This is a genomic window from Chitinophaga pinensis DSM 2588, from assembly GCF_000024005.1.
Taxonomy (GTDB): domain Bacteria; phylum Bacteroidota; class Bacteroidia; order Chitinophagales; family Chitinophagaceae; genus Chitinophaga; species Chitinophaga pinensis.
The window spans coordinates 7,948,569-7,972,260 of the sequence record NC_013132.1; the positions used below are offsets into that span (position 1 = coordinate 7,948,569).

General features: G+C 44.1%; 24 protein-coding genes, 2 tRNA genes and 1 pseudogene. 10 read left to right on the top strand and 17 right to left on the bottom strand.

The genetic code is table 11. The annotated features are described in order from the left end of the window. Nucleotides 1-162: 162 nt before the first annotated feature. The 5 genes from CPIN_RS31205 to CPIN_RS31225 form a co-directional block, all read right to left on the bottom strand. On the bottom strand, nucleotides 163-546 hold the full coding sequence (locus CPIN_RS31205; protein ID WP_012793879.1) for a DUF3037 domain-containing protein: 384 nt from the start codon (nucleotides 544-546) through the stop codon (nucleotides 163-165). Further along, nucleotides 524-1,321, bottom strand: a complete 798-nt coding sequence (locus tag CPIN_RS31210) for a HipA family kinase (RefSeq protein WP_012793880.1) — start codon at nucleotides 1,319-1,321, stop codon at nucleotides 524-526. The genes CPIN_RS31205 and CPIN_RS31210 overlap by 23 nt, the downstream gene beginning before the upstream one ends. Before the next feature lie 74 nt (nucleotides 1,322-1,395). Further along, nucleotides 1,396-3,927: an excinuclease ABC subunit UvrA gene (gene uvrA, locus CPIN_RS31215; protein ID WP_012793881.1), complete on the bottom strand. Its 2,532-nt coding sequence runs from the start codon at nucleotides 3,925-3,927 to the stop codon at nucleotides 1,396-1,398. Between the two features lie 43 nt (nucleotides 3,928-3,970). Continuing rightward, complete coding sequence (locus tag CPIN_RS31220) at nucleotides 3,971-5,113, bottom strand: tetratricopeptide repeat protein (protein ID WP_012793882.1); 1,143 nt, start codon at nucleotides 5,111-5,113, stop codon at nucleotides 3,971-3,973. 357 nt (nucleotides 5,114-5,470) lie between these two features. Then, a complete protein-coding gene (locus tag CPIN_RS31225; RefSeq protein WP_012793883.1) occupies nucleotides 5,471-5,983 on the bottom strand; it encodes an RICIN domain-containing protein in 513 nt (170 codons plus the stop codon). A 142-nt stretch (nucleotides 5,984-6,125) separates the two neighbouring features. Here CPIN_RS31225 and CPIN_RS31230 point away from each other — a divergent pair, with 142 nt between their 5' ends. Then, nucleotides 6,126-6,551: a lipocalin family protein gene (locus CPIN_RS31230; RefSeq protein WP_012793884.1), complete on the top strand. Its 426-nt coding sequence runs from the start codon at nucleotides 6,126-6,128 to the stop codon at nucleotides 6,549-6,551. A 109-nt stretch (nucleotides 6,552-6,660) separates the two neighbouring features. After that, the gene (locus CPIN_RS31235) at nucleotides 6,661-7,599 is read left to right on the top strand and encodes an NmrA family NAD(P)-binding protein (protein WP_012793885.1); all 939 of its coding nucleotides are present in this window, start codon (nucleotides 6,661-6,663) and stop codon (nucleotides 7,597-7,599) included. 217 nt (nucleotides 7,600-7,816) lie between these two features. On the opposite strand, the gene CPIN_RS31240 is transcribed toward CPIN_RS31235, so the two are convergent. Continuing rightward, nucleotides 7,817-8,752 (bottom strand): hypothetical protein, encoded by a 936-nt coding sequence (locus CPIN_RS31240; protein WP_012793886.1) that lies wholly within the window; start codon nucleotides 8,750-8,752, stop codon nucleotides 7,817-7,819. A gap of 30 nt (nucleotides 8,753-8,782) precedes the next feature. Then, complete coding sequence (locus CPIN_RS39100) at nucleotides 8,783-8,947, bottom strand: hypothetical protein (protein WP_012793887.1); 165 nt, start codon at nucleotides 8,945-8,947, stop codon at nucleotides 8,783-8,785. 168 nt (nucleotides 8,948-9,115) lie between these two features. Here CPIN_RS39100 and CPIN_RS31245 point away from each other — a divergent pair, with 168 nt between their 5' ends. The 4 genes from CPIN_RS31245 (at nucleotide 9,116) to CPIN_RS31260 (ending at nucleotide 10,622) form a co-directional block, all read left to right on the top strand. Beyond that, on the top strand, nucleotides 9,116-9,598 hold the full coding sequence (locus CPIN_RS31245; protein ID WP_012793888.1) for a hypothetical protein: 483 nt from the start codon (nucleotides 9,116-9,118) through the stop codon (nucleotides 9,596-9,598). 175 nt (nucleotides 9,599-9,773) lie between these two features. Next, the gene (locus tag CPIN_RS31250) at nucleotides 9,774-10,223 is read left to right on the top strand and encodes an Hsp20/alpha crystallin family protein (protein ID WP_012793889.1); all 450 of its coding nucleotides are present in this window, start codon (nucleotides 9,774-9,776) and stop codon (nucleotides 10,221-10,223) included. A 188-nt stretch (nucleotides 10,224-10,411) separates the two neighbouring features. Then, nucleotides 10,412-10,484: transfer RNA gene (locus CPIN_RS31255), tRNA-Gly, on the top strand. Nucleotides 10,485-10,536: 52 nt separating this feature from the next. Further along, nucleotides 10,537-10,622 (top strand) — tRNA-Leu (locus tag CPIN_RS31260). Between the two features lie 748 nt (nucleotides 10,623-11,370). Here CPIN_RS31260 and CPIN_RS39715 read toward each other — a convergent pair. Together CPIN_RS39715 and CPIN_RS31265 are read right to left on the bottom strand one after the other, a co-directional pair. Continuing rightward, nucleotides 11,371-12,231 (bottom strand): annotated as a pseudogene (locus CPIN_RS39715) (recombinase family protein); the annotation flags it as partial. A 171-nt stretch (nucleotides 12,232-12,402) separates the two neighbouring features. Next, nucleotides 12,403-12,738: a hypothetical protein gene (locus CPIN_RS31265; protein ID WP_012793891.1), complete on the bottom strand. Its 336-nt coding sequence runs from the start codon at nucleotides 12,736-12,738 to the stop codon at nucleotides 12,403-12,405. A gap of 28 nt (nucleotides 12,739-12,766) precedes the next feature. Between CPIN_RS31265 and CPIN_RS31270 the strand changes: the two genes are divergently transcribed. Then, the gene (locus tag CPIN_RS31270) at nucleotides 12,767-13,060 is read left to right on the top strand and encodes a hypothetical protein (protein ID WP_044220138.1); all 294 of its coding nucleotides are present in this window, start codon (nucleotides 12,767-12,769) and stop codon (nucleotides 13,058-13,060) included. On the opposite strand, the gene CPIN_RS31275 is transcribed toward CPIN_RS31270, so the two are convergent. From CPIN_RS31275 to CPIN_RS31305, 8 genes are all read right to left on the bottom strand, one after another. Continuing rightward, nucleotides 13,061-13,393, bottom strand: coding sequence for a hypothetical protein (locus CPIN_RS31275; protein ID WP_012793892.1), 333 nt, complete (start codon nucleotides 13,391-13,393; stop codon nucleotides 13,061-13,063). It lies immediately after the preceding gene. Nucleotides 13,394-13,407: 14 nt separating this feature from the next. Then, on the bottom strand, nucleotides 13,408-13,743 hold the full coding sequence (locus CPIN_RS31280) for a hypothetical protein (protein WP_012793893.1): 336 nt from the start codon (nucleotides 13,741-13,743) through the stop codon (nucleotides 13,408-13,410). A 20-nt stretch (nucleotides 13,744-13,763) separates the two neighbouring features. Beyond that, on the bottom strand, nucleotides 13,764-14,600 hold the full coding sequence (locus tag CPIN_RS31285) for a relaxase/mobilization nuclease domain-containing protein (protein ID WP_012793894.1): 837 nt from the start codon (nucleotides 14,598-14,600) through the stop codon (nucleotides 13,764-13,766). Beyond that, a complete protein-coding gene (locus tag CPIN_RS31290; protein WP_012793895.1) occupies nucleotides 14,572-14,976 on the bottom strand; it encodes a plasmid mobilization protein in 405 nt (134 codons plus the stop codon). Before CPIN_RS31290 ends, CPIN_RS31285 begins: the two co-directional genes overlap by 29 nt. A gap of 157 nt (nucleotides 14,977-15,133) precedes the next feature. Continuing rightward, a complete protein-coding gene (locus tag CPIN_RS31295) occupies nucleotides 15,134-16,900 on the bottom strand; it encodes a type IV secretory system conjugative DNA transfer family protein (protein WP_012793896.1) in 1,767 nt (588 codons plus the stop codon). A gap of 188 nt (nucleotides 16,901-17,088) precedes the next feature. Further along, on the bottom strand, nucleotides 17,089-17,250 hold the full coding sequence (locus CPIN_RS39105; protein ID WP_012793897.1) for a hypothetical protein: 162 nt from the start codon (nucleotides 17,248-17,250) through the stop codon (nucleotides 17,089-17,091). Between the two features lie 207 nt (nucleotides 17,251-17,457). Beyond that, nucleotides 17,458-18,648, bottom strand: coding sequence for a hypothetical protein (locus tag CPIN_RS31300; protein ID WP_148230682.1), 1,191 nt, complete (start codon nucleotides 18,646-18,648; stop codon nucleotides 17,458-17,460). A gap of 38 nt (nucleotides 18,649-18,686) precedes the next feature. Beyond that, nucleotides 18,687-19,175: a hypothetical protein gene (locus CPIN_RS31305; protein ID WP_012793899.1), complete on the bottom strand. Its 489-nt coding sequence runs from the start codon at nucleotides 19,173-19,175 to the stop codon at nucleotides 18,687-18,689. 260 nt (nucleotides 19,176-19,435) lie between these two features. Between CPIN_RS31305 and CPIN_RS31310 the strand changes: the two genes are divergently transcribed. The 3 genes from CPIN_RS31310 (at nucleotide 19,436) to mobF (ending at nucleotide 23,639) form a co-directional block, all read left to right on the top strand. Then, entirely contained in the window at nucleotides 19,436-19,672 is a 237-nt protein-coding gene (locus CPIN_RS31310; RefSeq protein WP_012793901.1) for a DUF4224 domain-containing protein, read from the top strand. Continuing rightward, the gene (locus tag CPIN_RS31315; RefSeq protein WP_012793902.1) at nucleotides 19,650-20,921 is read left to right on the top strand and encodes a tyrosine-type recombinase/integrase; all 1,272 of its coding nucleotides are present in this window, start codon (nucleotides 19,650-19,652) and stop codon (nucleotides 20,919-20,921) included. Before CPIN_RS31310 ends, CPIN_RS31315 begins: the two co-directional genes overlap by 23 nt. Before the next feature lie 105 nt (nucleotides 20,922-21,026). After that, nucleotides 21,027-23,639, top strand: a complete 2,613-nt coding sequence (gene mobF / locus CPIN_RS31320) for a MobF family relaxase (RefSeq protein ID WP_012793903.1) — start codon at nucleotides 21,027-21,029, stop codon at nucleotides 23,637-23,639. The last annotated feature ends 53 nt before the right edge of the window (nucleotides 23,640-23,692 follow it).

Consider the following 23,692-nt stretch of genomic DNA (forward strand, 5'->3'; position numbering starts at 1 on the left):
ATCATTCATGCTTCGATCAACAACGAAAGATGAACGAAGGATGAATAATAGCAGACTATAGATTGACCAATAAATAGCCGGATATAAAACGAAAGTGAAGTATACGTAAAAGGATGTCTTTTTTAAGCGATCAGCAAGCAGAAAATCGCCAAATATCACCGGTTATAATACCAGCTGTTCATACAACCTGGCCAATGCCTGCGGCAGATCGCTACAGAAGCCCGGATGCACCTTACCAGCCTGCACGACAGTGCTACGGGTAGCAGTCAGCCAGCGGAAACGGGACGCCAGATCCAGCTGTCCGATAGGTCCTGCCTCTTTACCTCCTTTACAAATGCATTCAAATGCCTGGAGGTATGATTTTACCTCTTCAATATCTGTTTCAGGAGAGAATGCCCGCAGCCGTTCTTCATTCAGCGTAATGATCGCCTGTAAGAATCTCTGTTGTTTAGAATAGAGAATGACACCGGCATTGAGAAACTCTTCCCGTTCCACTCTCGGCATAACGCGGATTACGGCGTACTCAAATAAGTGTTTTTCTTGCATTTTGCGCTTCATTTACGAATGTTCCGGCATTGGCTATCCGGGTGATTAAAAAACGGGCATATACCTCTCTGATCTCTTCCGGCGTACCATGGTGCGATAAGGTCAGCAGCCATTCATCCGGCACTACGGCTACGATGGCACGGATCTGTTCTTCTGTCAGTATAGCACGGAAAGCAGCGTCTACTTTCTCCAGTTCTGCAGCCTGTGGTAACAGCACATGATCTTTTACCTGTACGAAAGGACGTTTGGCCTGTTCTTCCCAGTTATCCCAGGAATGATGGAAATACAGGGATGCGCCATGATCGATCAGCCACAGTTCCCGGTGCCACATCAGCATATTGGTATTACGGGGTGTACGGTCTACGTTGGTCAGCAGGCAATCCAGCCATACGATCTGAGAAGCCGTCAGCGGGTCTATTACAGCGACGGTAGGGTCGTAGGTAATGGCGCCTGAGAGATAATGCAGTGCCAGATTTAAGCCTACACTGGCCTTCAGCAGGTCCTGTATTTCTTCGTCCGGTTCTGTACGTCCGAAGGCGGTATCCAGATTTGCAAACACGATCTCCGGTATCTTCATGCCCAGCGTACGGGCTACTTCTCCTCCTATCAGTTCGGCGATCAGGGCTTTGACTCCTTGTCCGGCGCCACGAAATTTCAGTACATACAGGAATCCATCATCAGCTTCGGCAATGGCAGGCAGGGAACCTCCTTCCCGCAGAGGCGTCACATACCTGGTCACATTGACCGTTCTAAGGTCGGGTTGTTTAATACTCATTGATTCATTATTTATACAAATGGCAACCGGCAGTTATTGCTACTGCCGGTTATCAAAGTGGCGTGAAATTAAGCCTATTTAAGATGACGTGCAAGATATGCGGCGGTACGGCTGTTTCTGTCTTTGGCTACAGTAGCCGGCGTTCCGCTGGCCACTACTTTACCTCCTTCCTCTCCTGCACCGGGCCCGATATCAATGACCCAGTCACTGCCTGCCAGTACACGCATGTTATGTTCTACTGCGATGACGGTGTTACCGGCATCTACGAGACGGTTCAGCTGCGACATGAGCTTTTCCACATCAGCAGGATGTAAACCCGTGGTGGGTTCATCCAGTATGTAGAGTGCATTACCACGCCCCATACGTTGCAGTTCAGTGGCCAGTTTAATACGCTGTGCTTCGCCTCCGGATAATTCTGTCGCCGGTTGCCCAAGGCGGAGATACCCCAATCCCACTTCCCGTAATACGTGCAGGGAATGATGGATCGTCGCTTCATCACTAAAGAATTCCCAGGCATCATTTACGGTCATCTGCAACACATCGGCGATGGATTTCTCCCGGTATTTAATCTCCAGTGTTTTGGCATTATATCTCGATCCTTCGCAAACAGGACAAGGTGCATATACGCTGGGCAGGAATAACAATTCAACCATAACGAAACCTTCTCCGTTACAGTTTTCACAACGTCCTTTGGCGATATTAAAAGAGAACCTGCCTGCGTCATAACGACGCGCTTTGGCTTGTTTGGTGGATGCAAAAAGTTTACGCACATGATCAAACAATCCGGTGTAAGTAGCGAGATTAGATCTTGGTGTACGACCAATAGGCTGCTGATCAACCAGCACCAGTCGTTTAATATGCTCCATTCCCCCTGCGATATGGCCTTCCAGCGTTGTGGGGGCTTCCTGTTCCAGCAGATCGGCGTTTTCTTCGTCAGCACTGTGCTGCTGACCGAGCTTTCCTAATACCAGCTCTACGAGCGCCTGACTGACCAGACTGGATTTACCGGAACCGGATATACCGGTAACTGTCGTGAATACGCCCAATGGGAAATCCACGGACAACTGGTGCAGGTTATTACGGGTAATATCCCGCAGTTGCAGGGTCCCTTTAGGGGTACGCGGCTTATGAGAGATAGCAGTATTTTCTTCAAAGAGATATTTACGGGTAACAGATTGCGCAGCGTTTGCCAGTCCTGCCGGCGGACCACTGTAGAGTATTTGTCCGCCATGCTCACCGGCCGCCGGACCAACATCCACAATCCAATCTGCGTGTCTGATCACATCCAGCTGGTGTTCTACCACAAAGAGGGAGTTACCGGCCGTTTTCAAACGATCGAGCGCTTTTAATAAAGCCTCTGTATCGGCGGGGTGTAAACCAGCAGAAGGTTCATCCAGTACATATACGACTCCAAACAGATTAGAGCGTACCTGTGTAGCCAACCGGAGACGTTGCAATTCACCAGGAGATAAAGTGGGTGTGCTGCGTTCCAGGGTGAGGTATCCTAATCCCAGTTCCATCAGTACTTCCAGGCGAGCTGCCAGATCGACCGCAATACGTTGTGTGACGATCGCCTTTTCCGGGTGATCATGATCGGCGCGCAATGGCGTTTTGTTACTCGCATAAGGCTTAACCGTACTATACAAGCGGGCCAATGCCAGTCTTGACATTTCAGTAATATCAAGACCTGCGAATTTTACGGAAAGCGATTCTTTCCGCAGCCGTTTACCATCGCAGGTAGGGCAAGCGGTACTGAGCATATACTGGGTAACCCGCTTTTTCATCATGGCACTCTGCGTGTTGGCGAAGGTGTGCATCACGTAGCGTTTCGCACTCATGAAGGTGCCCATATAATTCGGCTCTTCTTTTCTTTTGAGGGCACGTTTTACCTCTTCAGGCGAATAGCCCGGGTAAACGGGAACGACAGGCTGATCGTCCGTGAACAGGATCCAGTTACGGTCCTTTTTAGACAACTCTTTCCACGGCGTATCCACATCATAACCAAGCGTGGTGAGAATATCGCGCAGGTTCTGTCCCTGCCAGGCAGTAGGCCAGGCGGCAACAGCCCTTTCCCGGATGGTCAGTGTATCATCAGGCACCATAGACTGTTCTGTGACGTCATAGATACGACCTAATCCATGACATTGCGGACAAGCGCCTTCGGCAGTATTAGGAGAAAATGCTTCCGCATAAATAATAGCCTGTCCGGGCGGATAATCACCTGCACGGGAGTACAGCATACGCAGCAGATTGGATAAGGTAGTCACACTACCTACAGAAGAACGCGTGGTAGGCGTACCCCGTTGTTGTTGCAGGGCGACTGCCGGCGGCAGCCCATCAATTTCATCTACTTCCGGAACGGGCATCTGGTGAAACAATCGGCGGGCATAGGGAGAAACCGATTCGAGGTACCGGCGCTGGGCTTCTGCATATAAAGTCCCAAAAGCCAGTGAAGACTTTCCCGAACCGGATACACCCGTAAATACAACGAGAGCATCCCTGGGGATCTGCAGGTCTACATTTTTAAGATTATGTTCCCTGGCGCCCCTTACCTGTACAAAACCACTCATGGGAGAGCGGTCAGGCTGTAAAGATTTATCTGACATGCCTGAACCGCACAAAGATTATGCCCCTGTACAGAATGTCAGGTTATTTCTGGAAGCGGGTTTTCAGGTAATCGTAGATCTGTTTTTCTTCGGTGCTTTCTCCTTTATAGAGCTGGATATATCGTTTGTAATAACGGGTGGCCATGGCTTCATTTTTCAGATGCGCGTCATAGATACGCCCGATACTATACTGTTTCAGCGGCTGATGGAACATGTAATAAGCGGTATCCAGACTGGCAATAGCCGGCTTATATTGTTTCATGGCTTCGTAGTTAATGGCCATACCGGTATAGTAGTTATCCAGGCTGACGGATTTCGCCATGTCGATGCAGGTCTGCAACAGGTCGTTACTTTCCTGGTATTTGCCCAGTTGCGTATAGGACATAGCGGCGTAGTACATGATATTTTCCGAACTGGACATGCGGAGGGCGAGGTAATCATGTACGGCGATACAGTCTTTAAATCTGTTAAGATTGAATGCGGCTGCGGCCACATAAAGGAATGCGTTGGGAGATGCGACATTGAGTGTTTTGAGCTTATCCCCTATCGTTACGGTGCGTTTATAATCTTTCAGGAGAAAAGATACACGGGCGCCTGTCATCAGAATAACGGCGCTGCCGGAATCTTTAGCGAAGTAGGTATTGAGCAGTGTATCTGACATACCTAAGCGTTTCCTGTCGATCCATTCTTCTGCCAGTCTGGCTACTACTCTGGCGTCTGTAGGATTCAGGTCATAAGCTTTTGTCAGCCATACAAATGCCGAGTCAGACTGCCGGGCGGTAAACCCTGCCATGCCTAATTGTTTCCATGCGGCGGCGCTCTGCGGACGTAGCTGAACGATCCTTTTATAGTGTTCAATAGCAGAAAACGGTTGTTCCTGTTGCATATGCATGGAAGCGATGTATTGATGGGCGGTGATATGATTACTGTCCAGCTGTAATACCCGCTGATACTGGTTAATGGCATCGGAGAGCCTGCCGGCCTGGTAATAGGTATAGGCGAGCAGGGAGACGTGTTGCAGATTGTTACTATCAATACCGGGTTGAAGGTAGGCAATGGCCTCATCGTATTGCAGGTTCTGGAGGTATTCCATAACACGGTTTCTGTCGATGGTGGATTGTGCCGCCAGTCTGTCTGTCATTGTGCATAAGAAAAGCAGGCATAGTATAGATTGCAGGTAATTCATCTTATCGCATTTAAGGTTAAAACTAAATATTTAGTTTTAAAAAGAAAAATTTAGTTGATTGTATGAATAAGGGAGGTTATTGGGGATTTTTACGGCAAAAGGCGGTATGGGGTTGCAGACTGTCGTTCTTTGAAGTTACTTGCTATTGGGCCTGGGAGAAGAGATTGGGGCGTTGGAGATGGATGAACCCCCGGTTTCATGGGCTCGACAGACTTCAAAGAACTAAGGCCAGCAAGCTCCATCTGCCTTTGCCTGTTTCCAGGCGGGCAATTAATTTTCCAGGCTAAATATAAACCGGCCCGGAAGCGCGTTTTAAACGAACCGGAACCGGCAGTAATGTCATAATTACATAGATGATTACATAGCTGGTTGTTGCTCGTGGATCGTCCATTGCTGCAATTTTGAATTATTCTTCTTTGCGAGCAGGATTTTTGCATTGACGGTACCGTTATTGTCGGCTGGGGTGAGATATAGATCGGATCCTTTCACCCGGATGAGGTAGGTGCCTTTATCAACAGGTATGAATTCGTACTGCTGACTGGACTTACCTGCTGTCATGGGCTGTTCTTCGAGCGTAGTACCTGCGGATGGCTTTTCATCAACAGGTTGCATGGTTTTGCCGGAAAAGAGGTTTTTAAGCTCATAGGTGTCCCCGTTTACCTGGTGGAAGTCCCAGGTGACACATTTCCAGTTCACCGGTGTATAAGCAACGATAGGCGTCCCATTTCTTGTATCAGCATCTTTTATCCGGAGATAGATGCCGGTCTGAACATTCTGAATGGCGAAAGTACCTTTGATAGTCTGTGCGAAGGCGTTCACAGCAATAATATTAAGCATGGCCGTGACCCATAAAGTGTGGAGATTTTTCATACAATGACGTTGAGAGTATAAAAGTTCGACATACTGGCGGACAGTGCCAAATTAAATATTATTTGTCCGAGGCAACCAAATGGGTGATATATCCGTATTAATAGATTAGAAGCCCCATAGAAATCAATAAAAACTCACGTATATGAAGAGAAGCAGCTGGATACTCGTTCTGTTCTTTTGTGCATGTGTCATGTCATGCAGTAACAATGATGATAACAATCCTACGCCGACAATCAATCCGGATGCGCCGACGACGGGTACCTGGCGGGTGACATTGTTTACCGACAGCGGTAAAGATGAAACCAGCGATTTCAGTGGTTATACTTTCACATTTGACAGTAATGGAACGGCTGTGGCGACAAAAAGCGGGACAAGCAAAAATGGCAGTTGGAGTGCCAGCAGCAGTTCGAAAAAATTTAACTTAAATTTTGGAGTTAAATCCGACGCCAATAAACCCCTCGGAGAACTGACAGATGATTGGGAAATTATTTCCCTGAGTGCCACTGAAATCAAGCTGAAGGACGATAACGACGACAGTGGAGAATACCTGACCTTTAACCAGAACTAAAAATAAGAGGCCCTATTCCTATTCGGGAACAGGCTATCTGTAAAAACAGTAGCCTGTTTTTGTATGTATGGACTAATTTTTGGGGTAACCACAAAAAACCCAAAACTTTATGCATATTATATTAGGCGCGTCAGGACGGGTCGGTTCTGGCATAGTATCCCATCTTATCCAACGCAGAGAGTCTGTTAAAGGTATTATCAGAGATGCAAAGAAAGCCCCCCAACTGAAAGCACTCGGCGCAGATGTAGCCATCGCTGACGCCAATGATCTTCCCGCACTGGTGGCTGCTTTTCAGGATGGCAGTACGCTTTTTGCCATTACCCCCGAGACACATCATGAAAGGAATGTGATAGGAGAAACAATCGATATTCTGGACAACTACAGGAAAGCGCTGGCTAACTCCCCTATCAAGCGACTTGTAGGTCTGTCCTCTATTGGCGCGCAATATGAAACAGGTACAGGTAACCTGGTAATGTCCTATCTGCTGGAGCACGCTTTTACTGCTATGCCTGTCAAACAGACATTTGTACGCCCTTCCTATTATTTCAGTAACTGGATGATGTACCTGGAATCAGTACAGGAGAAAGGCATTTTACCAACATTTTTCCCGGTAGACCTTGCACTTCCAATGGTATCGCCTGAAGAAGTGGCAGCATTTGTTGCCAATGTTATACAAAAAGAGGACGAAGATGGGAAAATATATGAACTCACTGGTCCTGCGATGTATAGCAGCAATGATGTGGCAGCTGCATTTTCAGCCGCATTAGGTAAGGAGGTAAAGGCAGTACAGATCCGCAGAGAAGACTGGGAAAGTACCTTACATGGTATCGGATTTACACCGGATGCTATCAGAAACTTCGTTGAAATGACACAGGCTGTCATCTCCGGTAAGGCAGCACCAGAAAAAAAAGGCACAATACAGGTCGAATTGAAAACGACGCTGGAAGCGTATGTAAAAGCACATATCCCTGCACAGGCAACTGTGACTCCCGTTACGAAAACGACTAAAACAAGAAAGAAAACAGCTGGCAAAAAAGCTGCAGCCTGATAAGCACAATCTTCTTTCTTCGTAGCCAACCAACTTTCAATGTCTCCATCTGTATGCTTGTAAACCACCTGTGCTAACGGGTAAGGGGAGTGTCATGTCTCCTGTATTCTGACAAGTGATGACCAACATAAATGTATCATCAGGAAAAGATGCAATTTCACTTTTCCTGATGATGCTTATCAATGAAAAAGGTCGTCCGATGACGACCTTTCTTGTATTATCTGTAAAAAAACTTACATCCTCCATCTCCTTCCATTTCGCCTCTGTAGTTATCTGTGTACTGGACCTGTGTAAGTCTGCCGTCAGCATTCAACACCGCATCAATGTTATACTTATAGTCCGGCCACTGATAAGGATACAGCTCCTCCGGCGTACTACCTGCTTTAAAGGTTCCGCTATTGAATAGGTTATCATCCGGGTTCAGGAATTGATGAAAATAGAGATTATTAGCAACGACAGACAGCAAAACGGCCTTTTTTCTGATAGCAAGCACCATCAGGTAAGCTGCAGGTAGCTTTTTCATAGCCATTGCAACAGGCGATGCTTCTCCGGAGGTATAAATACGTCTTACAGCTGTTCCTATCTCTGGATTATACTGACCGGTAAGAGAATCCAGTTTTCCGTTTGCCCCTCTGTGATAGCTCCATCTGGTGTAATCATAAGGAACCGTTTCTCCGGCTTCCAAAACATTCATGAGAATCCCGGTCAGTTTTCCGTTACTATTGTAAGACATACGGAACCCCATGAGATTACCGGGAAAACCACCCCGCAAGGTATCTGTCACCGTCAAGCTATCAAGCCGGTTATTCACATAATGAAAGTAATAATATGCCTTTGTTTGTGCGACATCAAAAGATACAATCTTCGCCAGTGAACCATCACTATTATAACTGAAATTATACTGTACTGACAAAGAAGTTGCGGTAGATGCATCTACCTGTGTAAGTAAGCCATTTTTGTAATAAAACTTGTCTGTCAACAATACATTATCACTTACCGCCAGATCTTTGTGGTAGGTAACAGTCGTCAACGTAGGTGTATCTTCAGGAGTTTGCCCATCAACAGGGCTGGAGTTATCATCTTTTTTACAGCCAGCAGAAAATAAGGTTGCTGATACAACCAGCAATGTAAATGACAATCTGATATAATTCATAGACATAAGTTAGGGCGGCAAATATAACTATTACAGTTTATCTTTCTTTCGCTGTTGTTCGTCTATCTCTCCTTCCACAGGATCATCCTTGAGCAATTTTTTCCGGTCTTTACGGTTCCTGATAATGACAAATGCGATCAGCGCAATAGCGAAGAAAATAACAATAACCACCTGGGTAACGTTAATGTGCTGCATAAGTGGGTAACAGTTGTTTCAGACAATATAACTGATAAATGTCTGACGACAATGTTATGCTTATATGACCAACAGCAGGCTTTGCTACCAGTTTATTCCCTGCCTCCTATGTAAAATGGGGCATCTATGATGTAACTTCATTACAGACCCTCATTAATACCTTATGCCATGTATTCATTCATTGTCAGCCTTTGTTGCCTGCTAAGCACCTCCGCTTTTGCACAACTTCCCACACACACCCTTCATGAACAGCAAATGAACAAGATCTTTCACGAAGAGGTCATCCCTTATCTCAAGACCTGCGACAGTACACCAGACTGGAACACCTTCGGTAAACGCCTGATCAGTCTCTATGGCGATACCGGCGAGGAGGTACTGTTGCTCAGTCAGACGATATACAGTATGCAACAGGATGACTGGGCCAATTTCTCAACCGCCATCATCCCTTACGCTAAAAAATATGGTCTCAGCATCCCTGCGAAGCAACGGTATGCATTTAGCGATTATATGAGCCGTAACGCCCGGTTATTATATCAGTCGGGCCACAAAGAAGAAGGCATCCGCTGGCAGATCCTGGCGCTCCCTTTAGCCAGAGAAGCCGATCACAAAGAGATGCTGGACACGATTGAGCGGATGAAAAAGGGGGATTAAAGCAGCATACTGACAACATGTACATTTTTGACTTAAAAATTGACAGCATTTCTGAAAAAATTTCAGTGTAATCACCCGTGGCACTGAGTTTGAACATCCTATTGCACAAAGGTTGGCCAACCTGAAATGAAGTTAAATACTGTTATTTGTTAACTAATTTAAAAGGAGGTTAATTATGTCACTCGTTAAAAGAACTGCAACCACTCTTCCAGGATTCCCATCCCTGTTTGATGACTTTTTCAGCCGTGAATTCTTTAACTGGGGCAACAACAATTTTTCATCCACAAGCACGACTGTACCATCTGTGAACATTAAGGAAACGGCTGACAGTTATGAGGTGGAAGTAGCCGCCCCTGGTATGGACAAAAAAGACTTTAATATTACGCTTGACGGCAATACCCTTACCATTTCCTCTGCTAAGCAGCAGACACAGGAGAAAAAAGATGCTAATTATACCAGGCGTGAGTTCAGCTACCAGTCCTTCCAGCGTAGTTTTGAACTGCCAAAGAACGTGGTGGATGAGGATAAGATAAACGCCCGCTATGATAATGGCCTGTTACATCTGGTGATTCCTAAAAAGGAAGACGCTAAACAAAAGGCGCCAAGGATGATAGAAATTGGCTGATCGGACATGGGTTATAATTTTCAGGCTGCCCGACACATTTAGGGCAGCCTTTTTATTTCAAATGAGCTATTCCAAAATAAATTCAAAAAAATTTGGATAACTATTTGGTTAATTAGAAACAATCCTTATCTTTGCAATCCCAACGAAAAAACAATGGTTCTTTTGAAGGGAAAAAGTTCTTAGAATAAGCGGAAGTAGCTCATTTGGTAGAGCACGACCTTGCCAAGGTCGGGGTGGCCGGTTCGAGCCCGGTCTTCCGCTCAGTACAAGATTTCCAAATTGCTGAGCAGTTTGGATTTTTTGTTTACAGGATACCTAGGTGGTGGAATTGGTAGACACGCCGGACTTAAAATCCTGTGAGCCGCAACGCTCGTACGGGTTCAACTCCCGTCCTGGGTACAGAATCGTAGCCTGCTTGAAATTCAAGCAGGCTATTTTTTTTGTGTTCATTTAAACCCTGCGCCAGATAAGCACTAAAACGGATGAACTCGTTTATTTTTGGGGTTAGATATATATGCTGTTTAGCATCATAATATATTCCGTCCGGAAACAATGTCCTTTGAAGTTTCCTTTTATTCTCTAAATCGTTTGAAACCCACACCAGCCGAATATTGCTAAGTTTAGTTAAAGAATTTTTCAATAAACTATCTAGGTTAGATATTTTAAAATCCTCCTTTTCCAATTCCTTGCTTATACGGGCTATTTGTTCTCTTAAATGATCGCTTGTTAGTTCATATGTTTCTCGATCAACTTCTCCAAGTCCATGACGAATTTTCAGGTTCTTTAATTGTTTCTCTAAGGTTGAGAGCTGAGATTTCAAATTGTCGTCATCCGTTTGGTCTTGGGTAAAATAGTCATACAGCTTTGTAAGCTGTAAAGTAACAAGTGGGATTATTGATGACGGAATAGTGAGACTGTCCAACAAGTCCAGGAATAGGTCATTAGCGCCCTTCTTTAACGCTTTAGGCGTTGTGTGAGCGTTAAGACAAACTCCACGGCATTTGCCACACCGATAATAATTTAGCCTCTTCTTTTTCACCTCATAGCCAACCATATAGCCTTTACAGGAATCGCATTTTAAAAGCCGGGTCAAAGGGCGTGCATCTTCTTCCTTCTTATGCTGATATCCTGATGGATTTCCTTCTAAAATCTGCTGGACTTTCTTAAAATCACTCTGGCTTAGGAGAGGCTCCCATTTCCCCATAACTGGCTCTTCAATCATTTTTGAAATTAAAACACCGCAGTAAAAAGGGTTGCGCCATATATTTGACAGCTTTTGAGCACGTATTTTTAAGCCCCTAGCCTCTAGTTTTTCTAAAATCTGCACGTCACTATAATGACCCGATAATTTCCATTGAAAAGCCTCGCGAAGCAATTCACCGTCCTTGTTGATTTCAATTCGTTGCGTGAGACTTAAAAACTTTTCATTGCTGACTTTAGGCCCATAATGATCGTATCCAATTGGAGAATTGCCGAAACGCTTTCCTTCCCTTAAATAAGCCTGCATAAAGGGGATAATGATTTCCTTTTTTTCGAGGTTCTCTTTATAGGCTTGAAAAAGACTGTCATAAATGGCGGCTTTGCCGCGTTCCGTTACGGTTGAAATGCCACTACATACCTCAATCAGATGGACACGTAATTCCTCAACAAGTCTATTCACAAGTCCTATCGCGTTTCCACCTGACCGTGAAAAACGGCTCATTTTATAAACAAGGATCGCATAAGGCTTTTTCCTACTGGCGGTCACCTTCTCGATTAAACGGCTGAACTCTTTACGGGTAAAATCGTCTTTAGCACTTTCGTAAGTACCTCCAAATTCTTCCGCAATCTCGAATTTATTCAATTGCGCATAACGGCGGTTCGCCTCTATTTGGCGTGTGACACTTGCATTATTTTGATATTGTTCTTTTGTACTAACGCGGGTGTATGACCAAACTTCGTAATTCGGTTTTTCGATTGTCTTTTTGGGAATAAATCGCGTGAAATAATTAAGATCATTTGTTTTCATGACAATGGGAGTTATACAAGATTAATGACACGTCGTAGACGAACGAAATTAAGGCTATTTTTTTGTCTTGCGATAAACCTCTAAAACACTCATGTGTATCAATGTCCTCAATAGTAAGTTTTAAGTCGGTTATTCTTCTTCTCTTTTCCATCTTATTTAGGGACTTATTATTTAACGGTCGCGGCCTCTATCGCCTTTCTCATTAAGTTGTTTCGTAATTGTTTCTTGCATGACAAGTTTCTCTCTTTCTTTGGTATGACGCTTATCCATTAAAGCCGCCAGCTTGCCATCAGCCCCCCATTCCTCGGAATATTTTTCTCGTCCTTTGATGATTTCGTCTTGAACGTCTTTGGTTGCATTGGGAAACTTTCCATCGAACTGTTTTAAGAGTGCAACCTCCTTTTCTTTAATGGGTTGCCATGCTTCATACGCACTAGCCGCCAGTGCTTGCCGCTGTGTCTCTTGCGCTTTCAACAGAGCAAGCATTGCTATACTTTCAGTGGACATTTTGATTTGTTTTTGTTAGACTATTGATATGAATAAAATGAGTGTGAATGACAATCGTATCGCGCACGCCCTATACCAAGGGAAAGGCGATCATTTGCCTTATGCCGCATCAGCGCATTATTTAATCAATAAATACATTTCCGCCTACTGGAAGCATGACAAGAACGATCTTGATTTCATTAGCATGGAATTGACGCTGTGCGGTTATTTGGAAATGCCCGCGACCTGTGCTATTTCGCGCAAGCTTAAACTAAAATGGATTGCTCGGGTTCTCAATATTTCACCCATTCTCTTGCACAACGACCCGAGCCTCCCATTTTAATTACTGTCCACGATCCCTTTCGTTGGGTTTATCAAGGCCGATCGTTATTCGCCGTCTAATCCGCTCCCGTTCGAAAAAGATTTTTGTTTCTTTTTCCTGAGCGTCTTTTAATTTCTCACTTCGCCATCCGTCAATACCCCACTCTTGTTGCCAGTCCTTTTGCGCCTTATCAAGTATACGGTTAACACTTCGGGGCACTTTCTCCGTCATATAAGCGAAGACCTTTAGCACTTCCGTTCTGTCATGATGAAGCTGCCCCCAGCTTTGTTGATAGGCTTGCTGAAACTCATTCCATTCAGCATCATGTTTTTGTTCTAATTCCTCCCATGTCATAACTGTTCGTTTAATTAATTACGGCCTGCGCCTCTTTCTGGCTTTTTTTCTTGCGCGGTGCTGATCTCCTGACTGAGTTGTTGGCTCCTGAAGTATTTATCGACCTCTCTCTGATGTGCGACACGCATGTTTTTAAACTTGTTGCCATACATGCCCCATTCCTGTTGCGATGCATCCTTGTCTCTGGCCAACTTATCTTTGAGATTGTCCGGTAAGGTTTCCTCCTTGCATTTCATATGCTGTAAAAGCATGTCTTTGTCAGCTTTAAGCTGCTCTTGGCTTTGTTTGTATCCGTTGAGATAGTCTTTATAGTCTTTTGCGTGTCGTTCGACGATTTCTTCCCAATTCATAAAAAAGTGATTTGATTAAATTAACGTCCTTGTTGTTTGTCTTTAGCTTTTTCGTGCTGCTCCATCTGTTCTTTCAGTTCCCTTATACGCTTCTCTCGTGGCGTTTCCTTTGTATCGTTTTGCTGTCTTTCTCGTATAGATGCGATGACTTGTTTGTCATGCGGTAATTGCAACCCTTTTAATCGTTCCCGCATATCCTTCGTCTTTACTTTGGTTTCCCGCACTAAATCAAAGGAACGCCCTGCTTTATTAATGATAACCATCGGGCGACGACCTTCACTACGACAAACTGTGTAACCGTATTGACCGACTGCCTTGATAAAGGCTTTCCCTGACGGATGAAGCGCCCATAATTCAGCGAGTAACTTATTCAGTTCCGGACGCTCAATGTTCTTATCAGGCGTCCTATTCTGGCTGAATTCATTCTCCATTCGCTTTCTGGCTCTATCTTGTGCGTAACGAGAATATTTGTTCGAGATCATCTTTCCTGTGCCGTGAGAATACCGTTCCCACGCGACGTGCATATGAATACGGCCCTTTTTCTCGTGCATGACCATGATGCGTTTCTGACCTTTAAAGCCTGTTTCCTCTTCCATGATCTCAGCGGCTCGGAGCCAATCATCGGCGGTCATCTTCTTATCCTCTCCAGGGCGGGGATTGATCTGCACATGATAAAGCCCTTTGTCAGTTCTCGTTAGCTCACTGGTGAACGACATTTCCAGCAATGACTTGCGCAAATCATAAAGATGGCTTGTCCCTCGAATATCAAAGAGTCTTACCGTGTCATTCTCGCCTTTGCGTAAAAGATAGCTTGCAAGCTGTCCGCCATTACCGCGAATTCTCCCCTTCACTATCATGGATAGCGGTTTGTTCTAACGCCTGTACGATCTTGGCCGTCGTTTGCCTTATCTCTTCCAATGCCGCGGCAATAAGATCTTCTTTGACGGATACTGAATAAGACGTCTTGTTATCGGCATTCATGATCTTCGCGATTTGATTGATATTCGAGCCGTTTTTTCCCAATTCGGACAGGAGATGTAGTAATACTTCCCGTTCAGGGGTTGCCACTTTGAGCCGTGGCCTTTTGGACAACGTGCGGAACTTCACGAAATCGGTGATGTTCATTCCTGCATGTTTGGCAAACTCGCGCAGGGTGTTTTTGTCTTCCTCTGTTGTGCGAAGCTGAATGAGGACACGTTTTTCCTTCGGCTTCGGGTTTTGTGTTTCTGACATACGTCATGATTTTTCTTTTGGGGGGTCAAGGGGGGATGGCAAACCATCCCCCCTTGCAAAGACAAGGTTTGCATGACAAACCACGTCTTTGCGCATGCCTGCGTTATGCAGGGATAGCCCCTCTTTTTAAAAATGAATGTTCCTTAAGTGTTCTTTTCTATCCTTTGTAATAAGGATTAGGGTCGGCTGGTAAATCCATTGTGTAATATGGATGCTTGGGAATCTGTGCCGGTGAAAGCTGGTCGATAACCGAGTAAATGACCTCGCCTGATGTGCGCCGTAGTTCATCATTAGTCACCAGAGGTCGGGCCGTTGCTCCTTTCAGTTCTCCTTTTTCGTCATATTCAGGAACGGACGTCTGGCCGAACATTGTTGAAATGTATTCTGCTGAAAAATTGTCCGATATATTAAAGAAATGTCTCACGGAAGAATTTGCGATGAAATTTTCCCAATTATCCCCGTATATCTTCTTGATCTGAACAAGGGTCTGGAAGATCGACCACACATGAATACCAAATCCCGCATAAGCGCCTAGAGCCATATCAATCTCGCTATGGTAGCCAAAAGCATAGGCTTCATCTAATAGGAAACAAACGTCTTTCTTAGGGTTACGGATAACCGAACGCATAAGAGAAATCACCACCAACCGCAGCCAAGCATTGTGACTTTTAAGGCGATCAAATGGAATACACACATAAACAGTTACGTTGCCAGAAGCCAAATCTTCCGCTTTAAAATCCGTGGACGCTTTCAACGCTTCCCGTAAAGCAGGCGATTTAATAAAATCGGTGTGTTTTTGCGCCGATGACATGACAGACCCGTATTCTTTATCGGACATTTTCATGAGACTAATAATCTCATTCGCCGTTGCTCTAACGATTTCTCCAGCGTTCGGGTCATTATTCAACGACATATCAGCCAGAAGTTCTATCCATTTGTCATTCTCTAGCCGAAGCCATTGCCAGAGGGTTCCTAAGTGGCGCTCGTCTTCGGGCGCTGTCGTTACAAGATGCAGCAACAACCCTGAGATAAAGGTTCTGGCGCGAAGGCTCCAATGTGAATTTTCACTATCGGGATCTGCGGGGATAATGGCTTCTGCCAACATTTCCACATCATCGGCCATGTTGAGCCAATCGTTTTTGAGAAGATCGAGCGGGTTGTAAGAAACCCCATTTAAACCTAGTAATTGCCACGGATTGAGAACAACAACCTTGCGGCCTGCGGCGAGCTGTGCAGATTTGGAAATAGCCAAAAGCTCCCCTTTAGGATCAATAACAACCCATGAACCTTTGAATAAATGTGGCATCAGAAGGTTTTGTAAAATGAGGTTCACACCCTTACCGCCCCTCGTTCCCGCCACAGACAACAAATGACCGGGCTTGTTGTAGTATGTACCTTGTCCGATATAAAACCCTTTGGGCGCTTCATAAGGCTGTAACTCTTCAGGCTTTGCAAAACGCGCCGTACCGTGTCGCTTGGTATCAGCGGCGTATTTTGCTGCCTTCAAACGCCATCTTTGAAACCATAGAAAGACAGCAACGGTGAGAACAATATTAATTCCGGTGAAAGCATAGATATAGAAAGAATTATGGTCTACCGCCTCTCCGAAAATCAGATAAAAAAAAGAATGCATATAGCTCGCGAAGAAAAACAGGCTCCCCCATATTGAGATAGCGCCTATTATCATTCCAAGACTTACAATAGGCGGTAAGTCGTGAAGACGAGGATGTTCCCCCTCCATGAAGCGCTTATAGCCTTTTTTATAAAAGATCAGCGCCCCGAGCAGGGTAATAGGCGTCAAGGTCACACCTACGAACATTAAAAAGAGTTTCATGACTCCTTCTGAATCCGTTTCCTTGTCGAAAAAGTCAACGACTTCCTTTTGGCTTATATTCAATAAGCCCTTTGATCGTTCATTCTGCATGACGATATAAATTAGAATGTTAGTGAATGTGTTTGAGAAATTGGGGCAGAACCGCCCCGAAAGCATGATAATAAAGCGATACCGTTTAACGGTAAAACGCACCTATATAGGGTTAGAGTGAATAGCCCACGTACTCGGCCGAGATTTACTACCGTGGGACTATTAAGGGGCAAACTTAGGCCCGCATGCTACTTACCTTTGAGTTTTTCAAGGGCAGCATGACGGTCGGTGTATTTGGTCTTATCAATATATACACTACCCTGACTTTCGGAGAATCTAACCTCCTTTACCTTATCCGCCTCTTTTGCTGCTTTGATGATCGCCTCGCGATCTGGCTTATTCAAGCTCATACATGGTTGATTTTAGTTATTAGATATTTGTTTCAATTTTTAAGAGTTCGTTTTCAAAATAATCGTAGCTACTTCGATCTATATTTTGATAACGTTCCCATTCGATTACAAATATCAGACCCCCTCAACACATTTAGTCATTCCAGTTTTTCCGGGAATGACAGGAAAAAATAACAGCATTACAGGAAAAACCGGAATGACGTTTATTCAAGAAAATTCGGTACAACGTTCCATGAATTGATCGTCATCTGCTAAAACTTCTATCTCACTAATTAGCCATCTGCCGTACTCAAAACGAAGTGTTATCAACGCAAATCCAGTGTTATCATAAGAAATAGAATTACATGGTGCTATAATTGCGTTCAAGAACATAGAATACTCCTGTATGACCATGTTCGCCACCTTTTGAAAACTATTGTTATATAAATGTTTCTTATCTATATTTAAAAAATCAAATGGCTCTGTCTCATTCCATGAATTTCCATTCCAATTAAAGCAATTATTCACAATAGAATAAACACAACTTATCTTATAATTAATGTCTCTCAAATAGTTTTCCAATACACGGCCGAACCATAGTTTCTCTTTGTCAGAAATGTCAGAATAGTCAATTATATATCCTTTTTCACGATAACTAATCCCGCATTTAACTTTTCTGTGTTTATAATAGATCGGAATTTTCTTTATGTTAGTTATAGAATCAACTATTGAAAATGAATTTTCAAAGTTTTGTAAACTTCCTGCCCAAATACTGTGGGACTGAAACCTTGGTGACACTAGGTGCCAAGCATCAATATAATTACGTGAAGAAATTGCATTAAAAAACGTGTTAATCACCTTTTCAAGAGGCTGGATATTTATCCCCTTCCAACTAGTAAGAGTGTCTAAAAATGTATTATCCAATTTATCATCACTTAGTTTTTTTTCAATAATTCCTTCTTTTATCTCTTCAACTCCATTGGGAAATTCATTCTTCATGAAAACGTTAAGTAGTGTGGAATAATTCTTTTCCCATTTTGCGTGGAGATCAAAATCTAATTCAGGAAAGTCGGCGATTTTGGTTACATTTCCAAAAAGAAGATATTTCAAGGCTAATGTAAAATTTTTTCTATCGACAGTTACAGGATAAAGCGGATAGTCATATTCAATATGGAATTTAGCTCCTTCTTCATATTTTTTGTAAAAATATTGGGGGTTTTTGACATCAAATAGAGACTTTGTTATTGGAGTTTTTTTGTCTTCTCCAAGTACATTCCATATCCTTTCTTCTTCCTCTGTTGCCTCTGAATCTTCTTTCAAATTTGGTTTTACAAATTCTTCAAAAAATTTCCTTCTTAGTTGCTTATAAAAAGATACAAAAATGCTAGCGGGAACGGTAGGTTTATCTCCTTTTTTCACTTTCTTTTTTAAATATAACAAAAAATGACATTTTAGGTTTAAGGAACTGGGTCATTATTCTCAGGAGCCATTTTTTCTACAAAGGATTTTCCACATTTTAAGAGTTTTTCCTTTTCCTTGAGAAATTTCTCTGTATTGGCACCAATCATATGCCTCGTATCCGGAATGATTTTATTTTTTCCCCATATAATATCATTAAGCCCTAATACAACATCTTCCACACAATCCGAATACCCTTGATCCCGTTCGGAATTATTTTGCTTCCCATACTCTAGGAACCTTTGTTTCTCTCCAAGAAACTTTTCTGTATTTGTAGCAATCATCTGTTTAGAATCTGGGCGATACTTATGCTTACCCCATATCACATCATTAAGTCCTGAAATTATATCTTCCAAACATTTCAAATACCCCTCTACTCGTTCGAGGCTGGTTTGTTTAGCATACATAGAAATATTATCAGGGGTTATTCCTTCTTTACGGGTTTCCAGTAGCTCTCCGTTAGCGGCAAAGATTTTAAGAATGATCATCACATATCTCCAATAATTTTAATTAACATATCATAACCGCTAGATCAAGCCCAAAACGGTTAATATCCGCATAACCGATCTTATCGGGAAGATGTCTGTCGCCTATCACTGTCATTCTTTGTTTTCAGTTGCGGGCTTCCAGCCAAACAGTATATACAGCCTCTCCCTGTCATAAAAGTACGCACCGCATTCTGCACAGTTTGAACAAAACGGTGCCGCTAACGACGACCTCAAGGTAACAAACCCCAATAGGTGTACAGATGCTATTTCTTGATACTGAAGAAATCATTTTCCTTACTGGAAGGAAGAAGAGAAACGCCCAAGTTATCGCACTCCGTTCTATGGGTATTGAACACAAAACAAGGCCCGACGGCACCGTAATTGTGTCACGTTCTCATATTCAAAAATTGCTTGACGGTGATTCCGTAAAACGTAGAATCATTAAGGAAATCCAGCCGTATTGGGGTGCAATCAATGCCAAAACCACGCAAGCCTGAAAACCGTGGATTACCTAAAGGCTGGACTTTCCAACACGGGGCCTTTTACTATCGCGTCCCTCGTGGGCTTGTGCATTTGTGGGATGGCAAAAAGTTTTTCCGTTTGGGTGAAACTTTGTCGGAAGCATATGAAACATGGGCTACGAGAATGGCCGATCAGGCGGAAAAGCCCAGAAACATAGGGGAAATGCTTGATCGCTATGCTTTGGAAGTAATACCAAAGAAAGCTCCAGCGACACAGCGGCGGGAACAAAGGGATGTGAAAAACCTAAAGGCGGTATTTGAAAAGATACCTCTTACGGCATTTAAGCCAATTCACGCATATGAATATTACGACCGACGTAGTAAGCCGACTTTCACAATGGATGGAATAAGAAAGGTAAAGCATGGCGGTGCGTCTACAGCCCGTCATGAAATAGGCACGTTATCACACGCTTTTACGAAAGCGATCCGTTGGGGATGTATTGAAGCGCACCCATTCAAAGGGCAATTAGAACTTGAAGGATCGCAGCCACGAACACGATATATCGAGGATTGGGAAATCGTTGAGTGTCTATCCTTAAAACCTGTACATAAAAAGGACTGCACGAACGCGATTAAGGCAATGATTAAGCTTCGATTGCTTACAGGTATGCCCAAACCCGATGTTCTCCTATTGCAACCTGATCTCCATTTCAAAGACGATGGGATACACAATGTCCGTCAAAAGACCCGCAAGAAGGTCGGCAAGACAACAATTTATGTCTGGACACCAGAACTGCGACAAGCCGTGCAGGAGGCGCTTGACGCACGTCCTACACAAGTATCGACATTCCTTTTTTGTACCAGACGAGGGCAATGCTATTGGGATCATAAAAAGGGTGAAGCCAGCGGTTGGGAATCCAATTGGCAGCGTTTCATGAAGCGCGTTATTAAAGAAACAAAAGTAACGGAAACATTCACACAACATGATTTGAGGGCTAAATGTGCCAGTGATGCACCTTCACTTGCACATGCTCAATCACTTCTTGCTCATGTTGACGCACGAACGACTAATCGGATTTATCGCCGTAAAGCAGAAGTTGTAAAACCAATCAGTTTAAATCTTAATTCGGCCAATGATACAAACGTGATCTTTGATACAGTCGAGAAAAAAAACATGACGGAAGTGCTTGAAAAATGGTGGCTCGGGCGTGATTTGAACACGCGACCAAGGGATTATGATGAGTTAATCATCTCCTTGCTTTATCAAATACTTTCAAAGCTTTAAACTAATTACATAAATTTTATAAATAGACAAATCACGTCAATTACTGGTTGAAACGGTCAGAATCCCTTCTGTAGAAAAATACAGCTATTAAGGAAAATCTTCGTCATGCTCAGAATGACTCAAAGCCGTTCTGCGGAACAGGCTAAGGATTACCACAATGATGCCCTTTTAAAATCCGATTACTATTTGAATGACCAAGAATTACGCGGGTCGTTCAATGGTCGGTTGGCGAAGCGTATCGGCATAAATGGCCCTACGGACAAATTCATCTTCGACGCTCTTTGCGAAAACATCAACCCGATAACCTTAAAGCCCCTTACCTCGCGCAAAAGCAAAGTGCGGACGGTCGGCTATGATCTGACGTTCTGTTGTCCGAAGTCGGTTAGCCTCCTTCATGCCTTCGCAAAAAATGATTCGATCCTAACCGTGTTCCGTAATGCCGTTCATCGCACGATGAGAGACATAGAGAAAGACGTGCAAACCCGTGTCAGGAAAAAAGGAAAGGATGAGAACCGTATCACGAGCGAATTACTTTATGCCGATTTTGTCCACCAGACCTCCAGAGCCGTAAATCGGGAAATGCCAGACCCATTTTTGCATTGCCATTGCTACACCTTTAACGCCACATATGACCCTATCGAAAAGCAATTCAAGGCGGTTCAGTTTCGCGACACGATGCGCGACCTTCCCTATTATGAAGCACTCTTTCATAAGCGGTTAGCCGACGGCTTGATGAAATTGGGGTACAAGATACGCCCAACAAAAAGCTCTTTTGAGGTGGTCGGTGTAGATCCGAAACTGATTCGTCTGTTCTCCAAGCGTACCAACGAAATCGAACAGATCGCCAAAGAGAAGAATATTACGGATGCCAAGGAACTCGACAAGATCGGGGCGCGGAGCCGTGCCAAAAAGCAAAAAGGGTTATCGATGGATGACCTTAGAACCGATTGGGAAAGACAAATAAAGACGCTCAACCTGCCGAGCGTCAATACGTCTATCGTTTCCGTTCAAGAAAGCACGTCGAATGCTCTCACCGCCGATGAATGTATCGATCATTCGTTACTGCATCATTTTGAAAGAAATTCCGTCGTCCAAGATCGCAAGATCCTCGCCAAAGCCTACAAGTTCGGAATCGATGAAAAGAATGTTTCGATTACGCAAATAAACACAGCGTTTAAGAAGCATCCCAATATTATCAACGTTAAGCAGGATAATCGCGTGTTGTGTACGTTGGACAGCGTTTTGCGTGAAGAAACACGCATGGTCAAACTTGCCCATGACGGCAAAGACACGTTTGCGCCTCTCTATATTTCCGCACCTACCTTATCTCTAAAGGGAGAGCAAGGACGTGCGGCCCGCCATGTTCTGACGACAAAAGATAAAGTGTCGATCATCATGGGCGGTGCGGGTACGGGTAAAACGATCCTTATGCAAGAAACCGTTTCAATGATCGAAAAGACAGGGAAAAAGGTCATCGTCGTCGCCCCGACGGCGAAAGCTTCACGCGATGTCTTAAAAAAGGAAGGTTTTGCGGATGCCCAAACCGTCGCCAAATTGCTTGCCTCTCCTGAACTGCAAAAATATTTGCAGGATCAAATCTTATGGGTTGATGAATCGGGATTGTTAGGCACAAAAGACATGACGGCCCTTTTAGAGCTTGCAACCACGTTTAACACGCGCGTCATCTTAAGCGGCGACGTGCGCCAACATGCAGCCGTCGCCTATGGGGATTCCCTACGTATTTTGATGGATGCGGGAATCGTTCCCGTAACGGTCAACAAGATTCATCGTCAGCGTAAACAACCCTATCGTGACGCGGTATACGATTTATCAAAAGGCCATGTAATGGCGGCATTCGGCAAGATGGAGCGAATGGGGGCAATCAAAACCTGTGATGAAAATTACGCTTCCCTTACCAATGACTATATGACGGCTATCGGTCAGGGTAAAACCGTTCTTGTCGTATCGCCTACCCATGCGCAAGGCGAAACGGTGACGAAAGCTATTCGTCAGACATTACGCCATGCTGGAAAGCTACACGGAAAAGAAAAGCCCTTTACCCGCCTTGTCAACCTGAACTTAACCGAAGCGGAAAAAGCGGATAGCCGATATTTTGATTCAGGTCAGATTTTGCAATTCAATCAGAATTGTAAAGGAATCACGCACGGTACAACCTTGTCCATCATGCAAGTAGAGGGCAAATGTCTCGTCATGAAAGACGAAAAAGGGAAAAACGTTACCGCTTCGCTCAATGATCTAAAGGGTTTCGAGGTCTATCGCAAAGAGAAAATCGACCTCTTAAAAGGCGACGTCATTACCGTGACACGCAACGGTGTTGATAAGAAAAAACAATCGTTAAACAACGGACAGGTTTTAGAAGTGGTTTCAACTGCCAAAGGTGATATTATAGCCCGACACCCTGACACCAAAGCCCTTTATACCTTACCTCAACAATTCGGGCATCTGGCTTATGCATACTGCGTTACGAGTCATGCAAGCCAAGGCATGACGGTGGATGAAGTCTTTATTTCGCAACCAGCATCAACCTTTGCAGCCGCTTCTATGCAACAATTCTATGTAAGTGCATCACGTGGACGTGATTGCTTACATGTTTATACTGACAATAAGGAAGCTTTGCTTGATCGTATTTCTCAGTCTGGTGAGCGTATGAGTGCATTGGAACTTATAAAGAGTTTTCCATCATTCACGCCTTGTTAAACATTCGAAAGAATATCCCTCCAGCATTTGACAAACCATTCTTTGTGCCTGAA

Excerpts from the sequence above, each read along its gene's own strand:
- CPIN_RS31310 (WP_012793901.1), top strand. The coding sequence starts at position 19,436 with ATGCTATTTCTTGATACTGAAGAAATCATTTTCCTTACTGGAAGGAAG.
- CPIN_RS31220 (WP_012793882.1), bottom strand. The coding sequence starts at position 5,113 with ATGAATTACCTGCAATCTATACTATGCCTGCTTTTCTTATGCACAATG.
- CPIN_RS31275 (WP_012793892.1), bottom strand. The coding sequence starts at position 13,393 with ATGACATGGGAGGAATTAGAACAAAAACATGATGCTGAATGGAATGAG.
- CPIN_RS31315 (WP_012793902.1), top strand. The coding sequence starts at position 19,650 with ATGCCAAAACCACGCAAGCCTGAAAACCGTGGATTACCTAAAGGCTGG.
- CPIN_RS31285 (WP_012793894.1), bottom strand. The coding sequence starts at position 14,600 with ATGATAGTGAAGGGGAGAATTCGCGGTAATGGCGGACAGCTTGCAAGC.
- CPIN_RS31240 (WP_012793886.1), bottom strand. The coding sequence starts at position 8,752 with ATGAATTATATCAGATTGTCATTTACATTGCTGGTTGTATCAGCAACC.
- mobF (WP_012793903.1), top strand. The coding sequence starts at position 21,027 with ATGCTCAGAATGACTCAAAGCCGTTCTGCGGAACAGGCTAAGGATTAC.
- CPIN_RS31280 (WP_012793893.1), bottom strand. The coding sequence starts at position 13,743 with ATGAATTGGGAAGAAATCGTCGAACGACACGCAAAAGACTATAAAGAC.
- CPIN_RS31235 (WP_012793885.1), top strand. The coding sequence starts at position 6,661 with ATGCATATTATATTAGGCGCGTCAGGACGGGTCGGTTCTGGCATAGTA.
- CPIN_RS39105 (WP_012793897.1), bottom strand. The coding sequence starts at position 17,250 with ATGAGCTTGAATAAGCCAGATCGCGAGGCGATCATCAAAGCAGCAAAA.
- CPIN_RS31210 (WP_012793880.1), bottom strand. The coding sequence starts at position 1,321 with ATGAGTATTAAACAACCCGACCTTAGAACGGTCAATGTGACCAGGTAT.
- CPIN_RS31265 (WP_012793891.1), bottom strand. The coding sequence starts at position 12,738 with ATGTCCACTGAAAGTATAGCAATGCTTGCTCTGTTGAAAGCGCAAGAG.
- CPIN_RS31270 (WP_044220138.1), top strand. The coding sequence starts at position 12,767 with ATGAATAAAATGAGTGTGAATGACAATCGTATCGCGCACGCCCTATAC.
- CPIN_RS31295 (WP_012793896.1), bottom strand. The coding sequence starts at position 16,900 with ATGCAGAATGAACGATCAAAGGGCTTATTGAATATAAGCCAAAAGGAA.
- CPIN_RS31290 (WP_012793895.1), bottom strand. The coding sequence starts at position 14,976 with ATGTCAGAAACACAAAACCCGAAGCCGAAGGAAAAACGTGTCCTCATT.
- CPIN_RS31305 (WP_012793899.1), bottom strand. The coding sequence starts at position 19,175 with ATGATCATTCTTAAAATCTTTGCCGCTAACGGAGAGCTACTGGAAACC.
- CPIN_RS31250 (WP_012793889.1), top strand. The coding sequence starts at position 9,774 with ATGTCACTCGTTAAAAGAACTGCAACCACTCTTCCAGGATTCCCATCC.
- CPIN_RS39100 (WP_012793887.1), bottom strand. The coding sequence starts at position 8,947 with ATGCAGCACATTAACGTTACCCAGGTGGTTATTGTTATTTTCTTCGCT.
- CPIN_RS31230 (WP_012793884.1), top strand. The coding sequence starts at position 6,126 with ATGAAGAGAAGCAGCTGGATACTCGTTCTGTTCTTTTGTGCATGTGTC.
- CPIN_RS31205 (WP_012793879.1), bottom strand. The coding sequence starts at position 546 with ATGCAAGAAAAACACTTATTTGAGTACGCCGTAATCCGCGTTATGCCG.
- CPIN_RS31245 (WP_012793888.1), top strand. The coding sequence starts at position 9,116 with ATGTATTCATTCATTGTCAGCCTTTGTTGCCTGCTAAGCACCTCCGCT.
- uvrA (WP_012793881.1), bottom strand. The coding sequence starts at position 3,927 with ATGTCAGATAAATCTTTACAGCCTGACCGCTCTCCCATGAGTGGTTTT.
- CPIN_RS31225 (WP_012793883.1), bottom strand. The coding sequence starts at position 5,983 with ATGAAAAATCTCCACACTTTATGGGTCACGGCCATGCTTAATATTATT.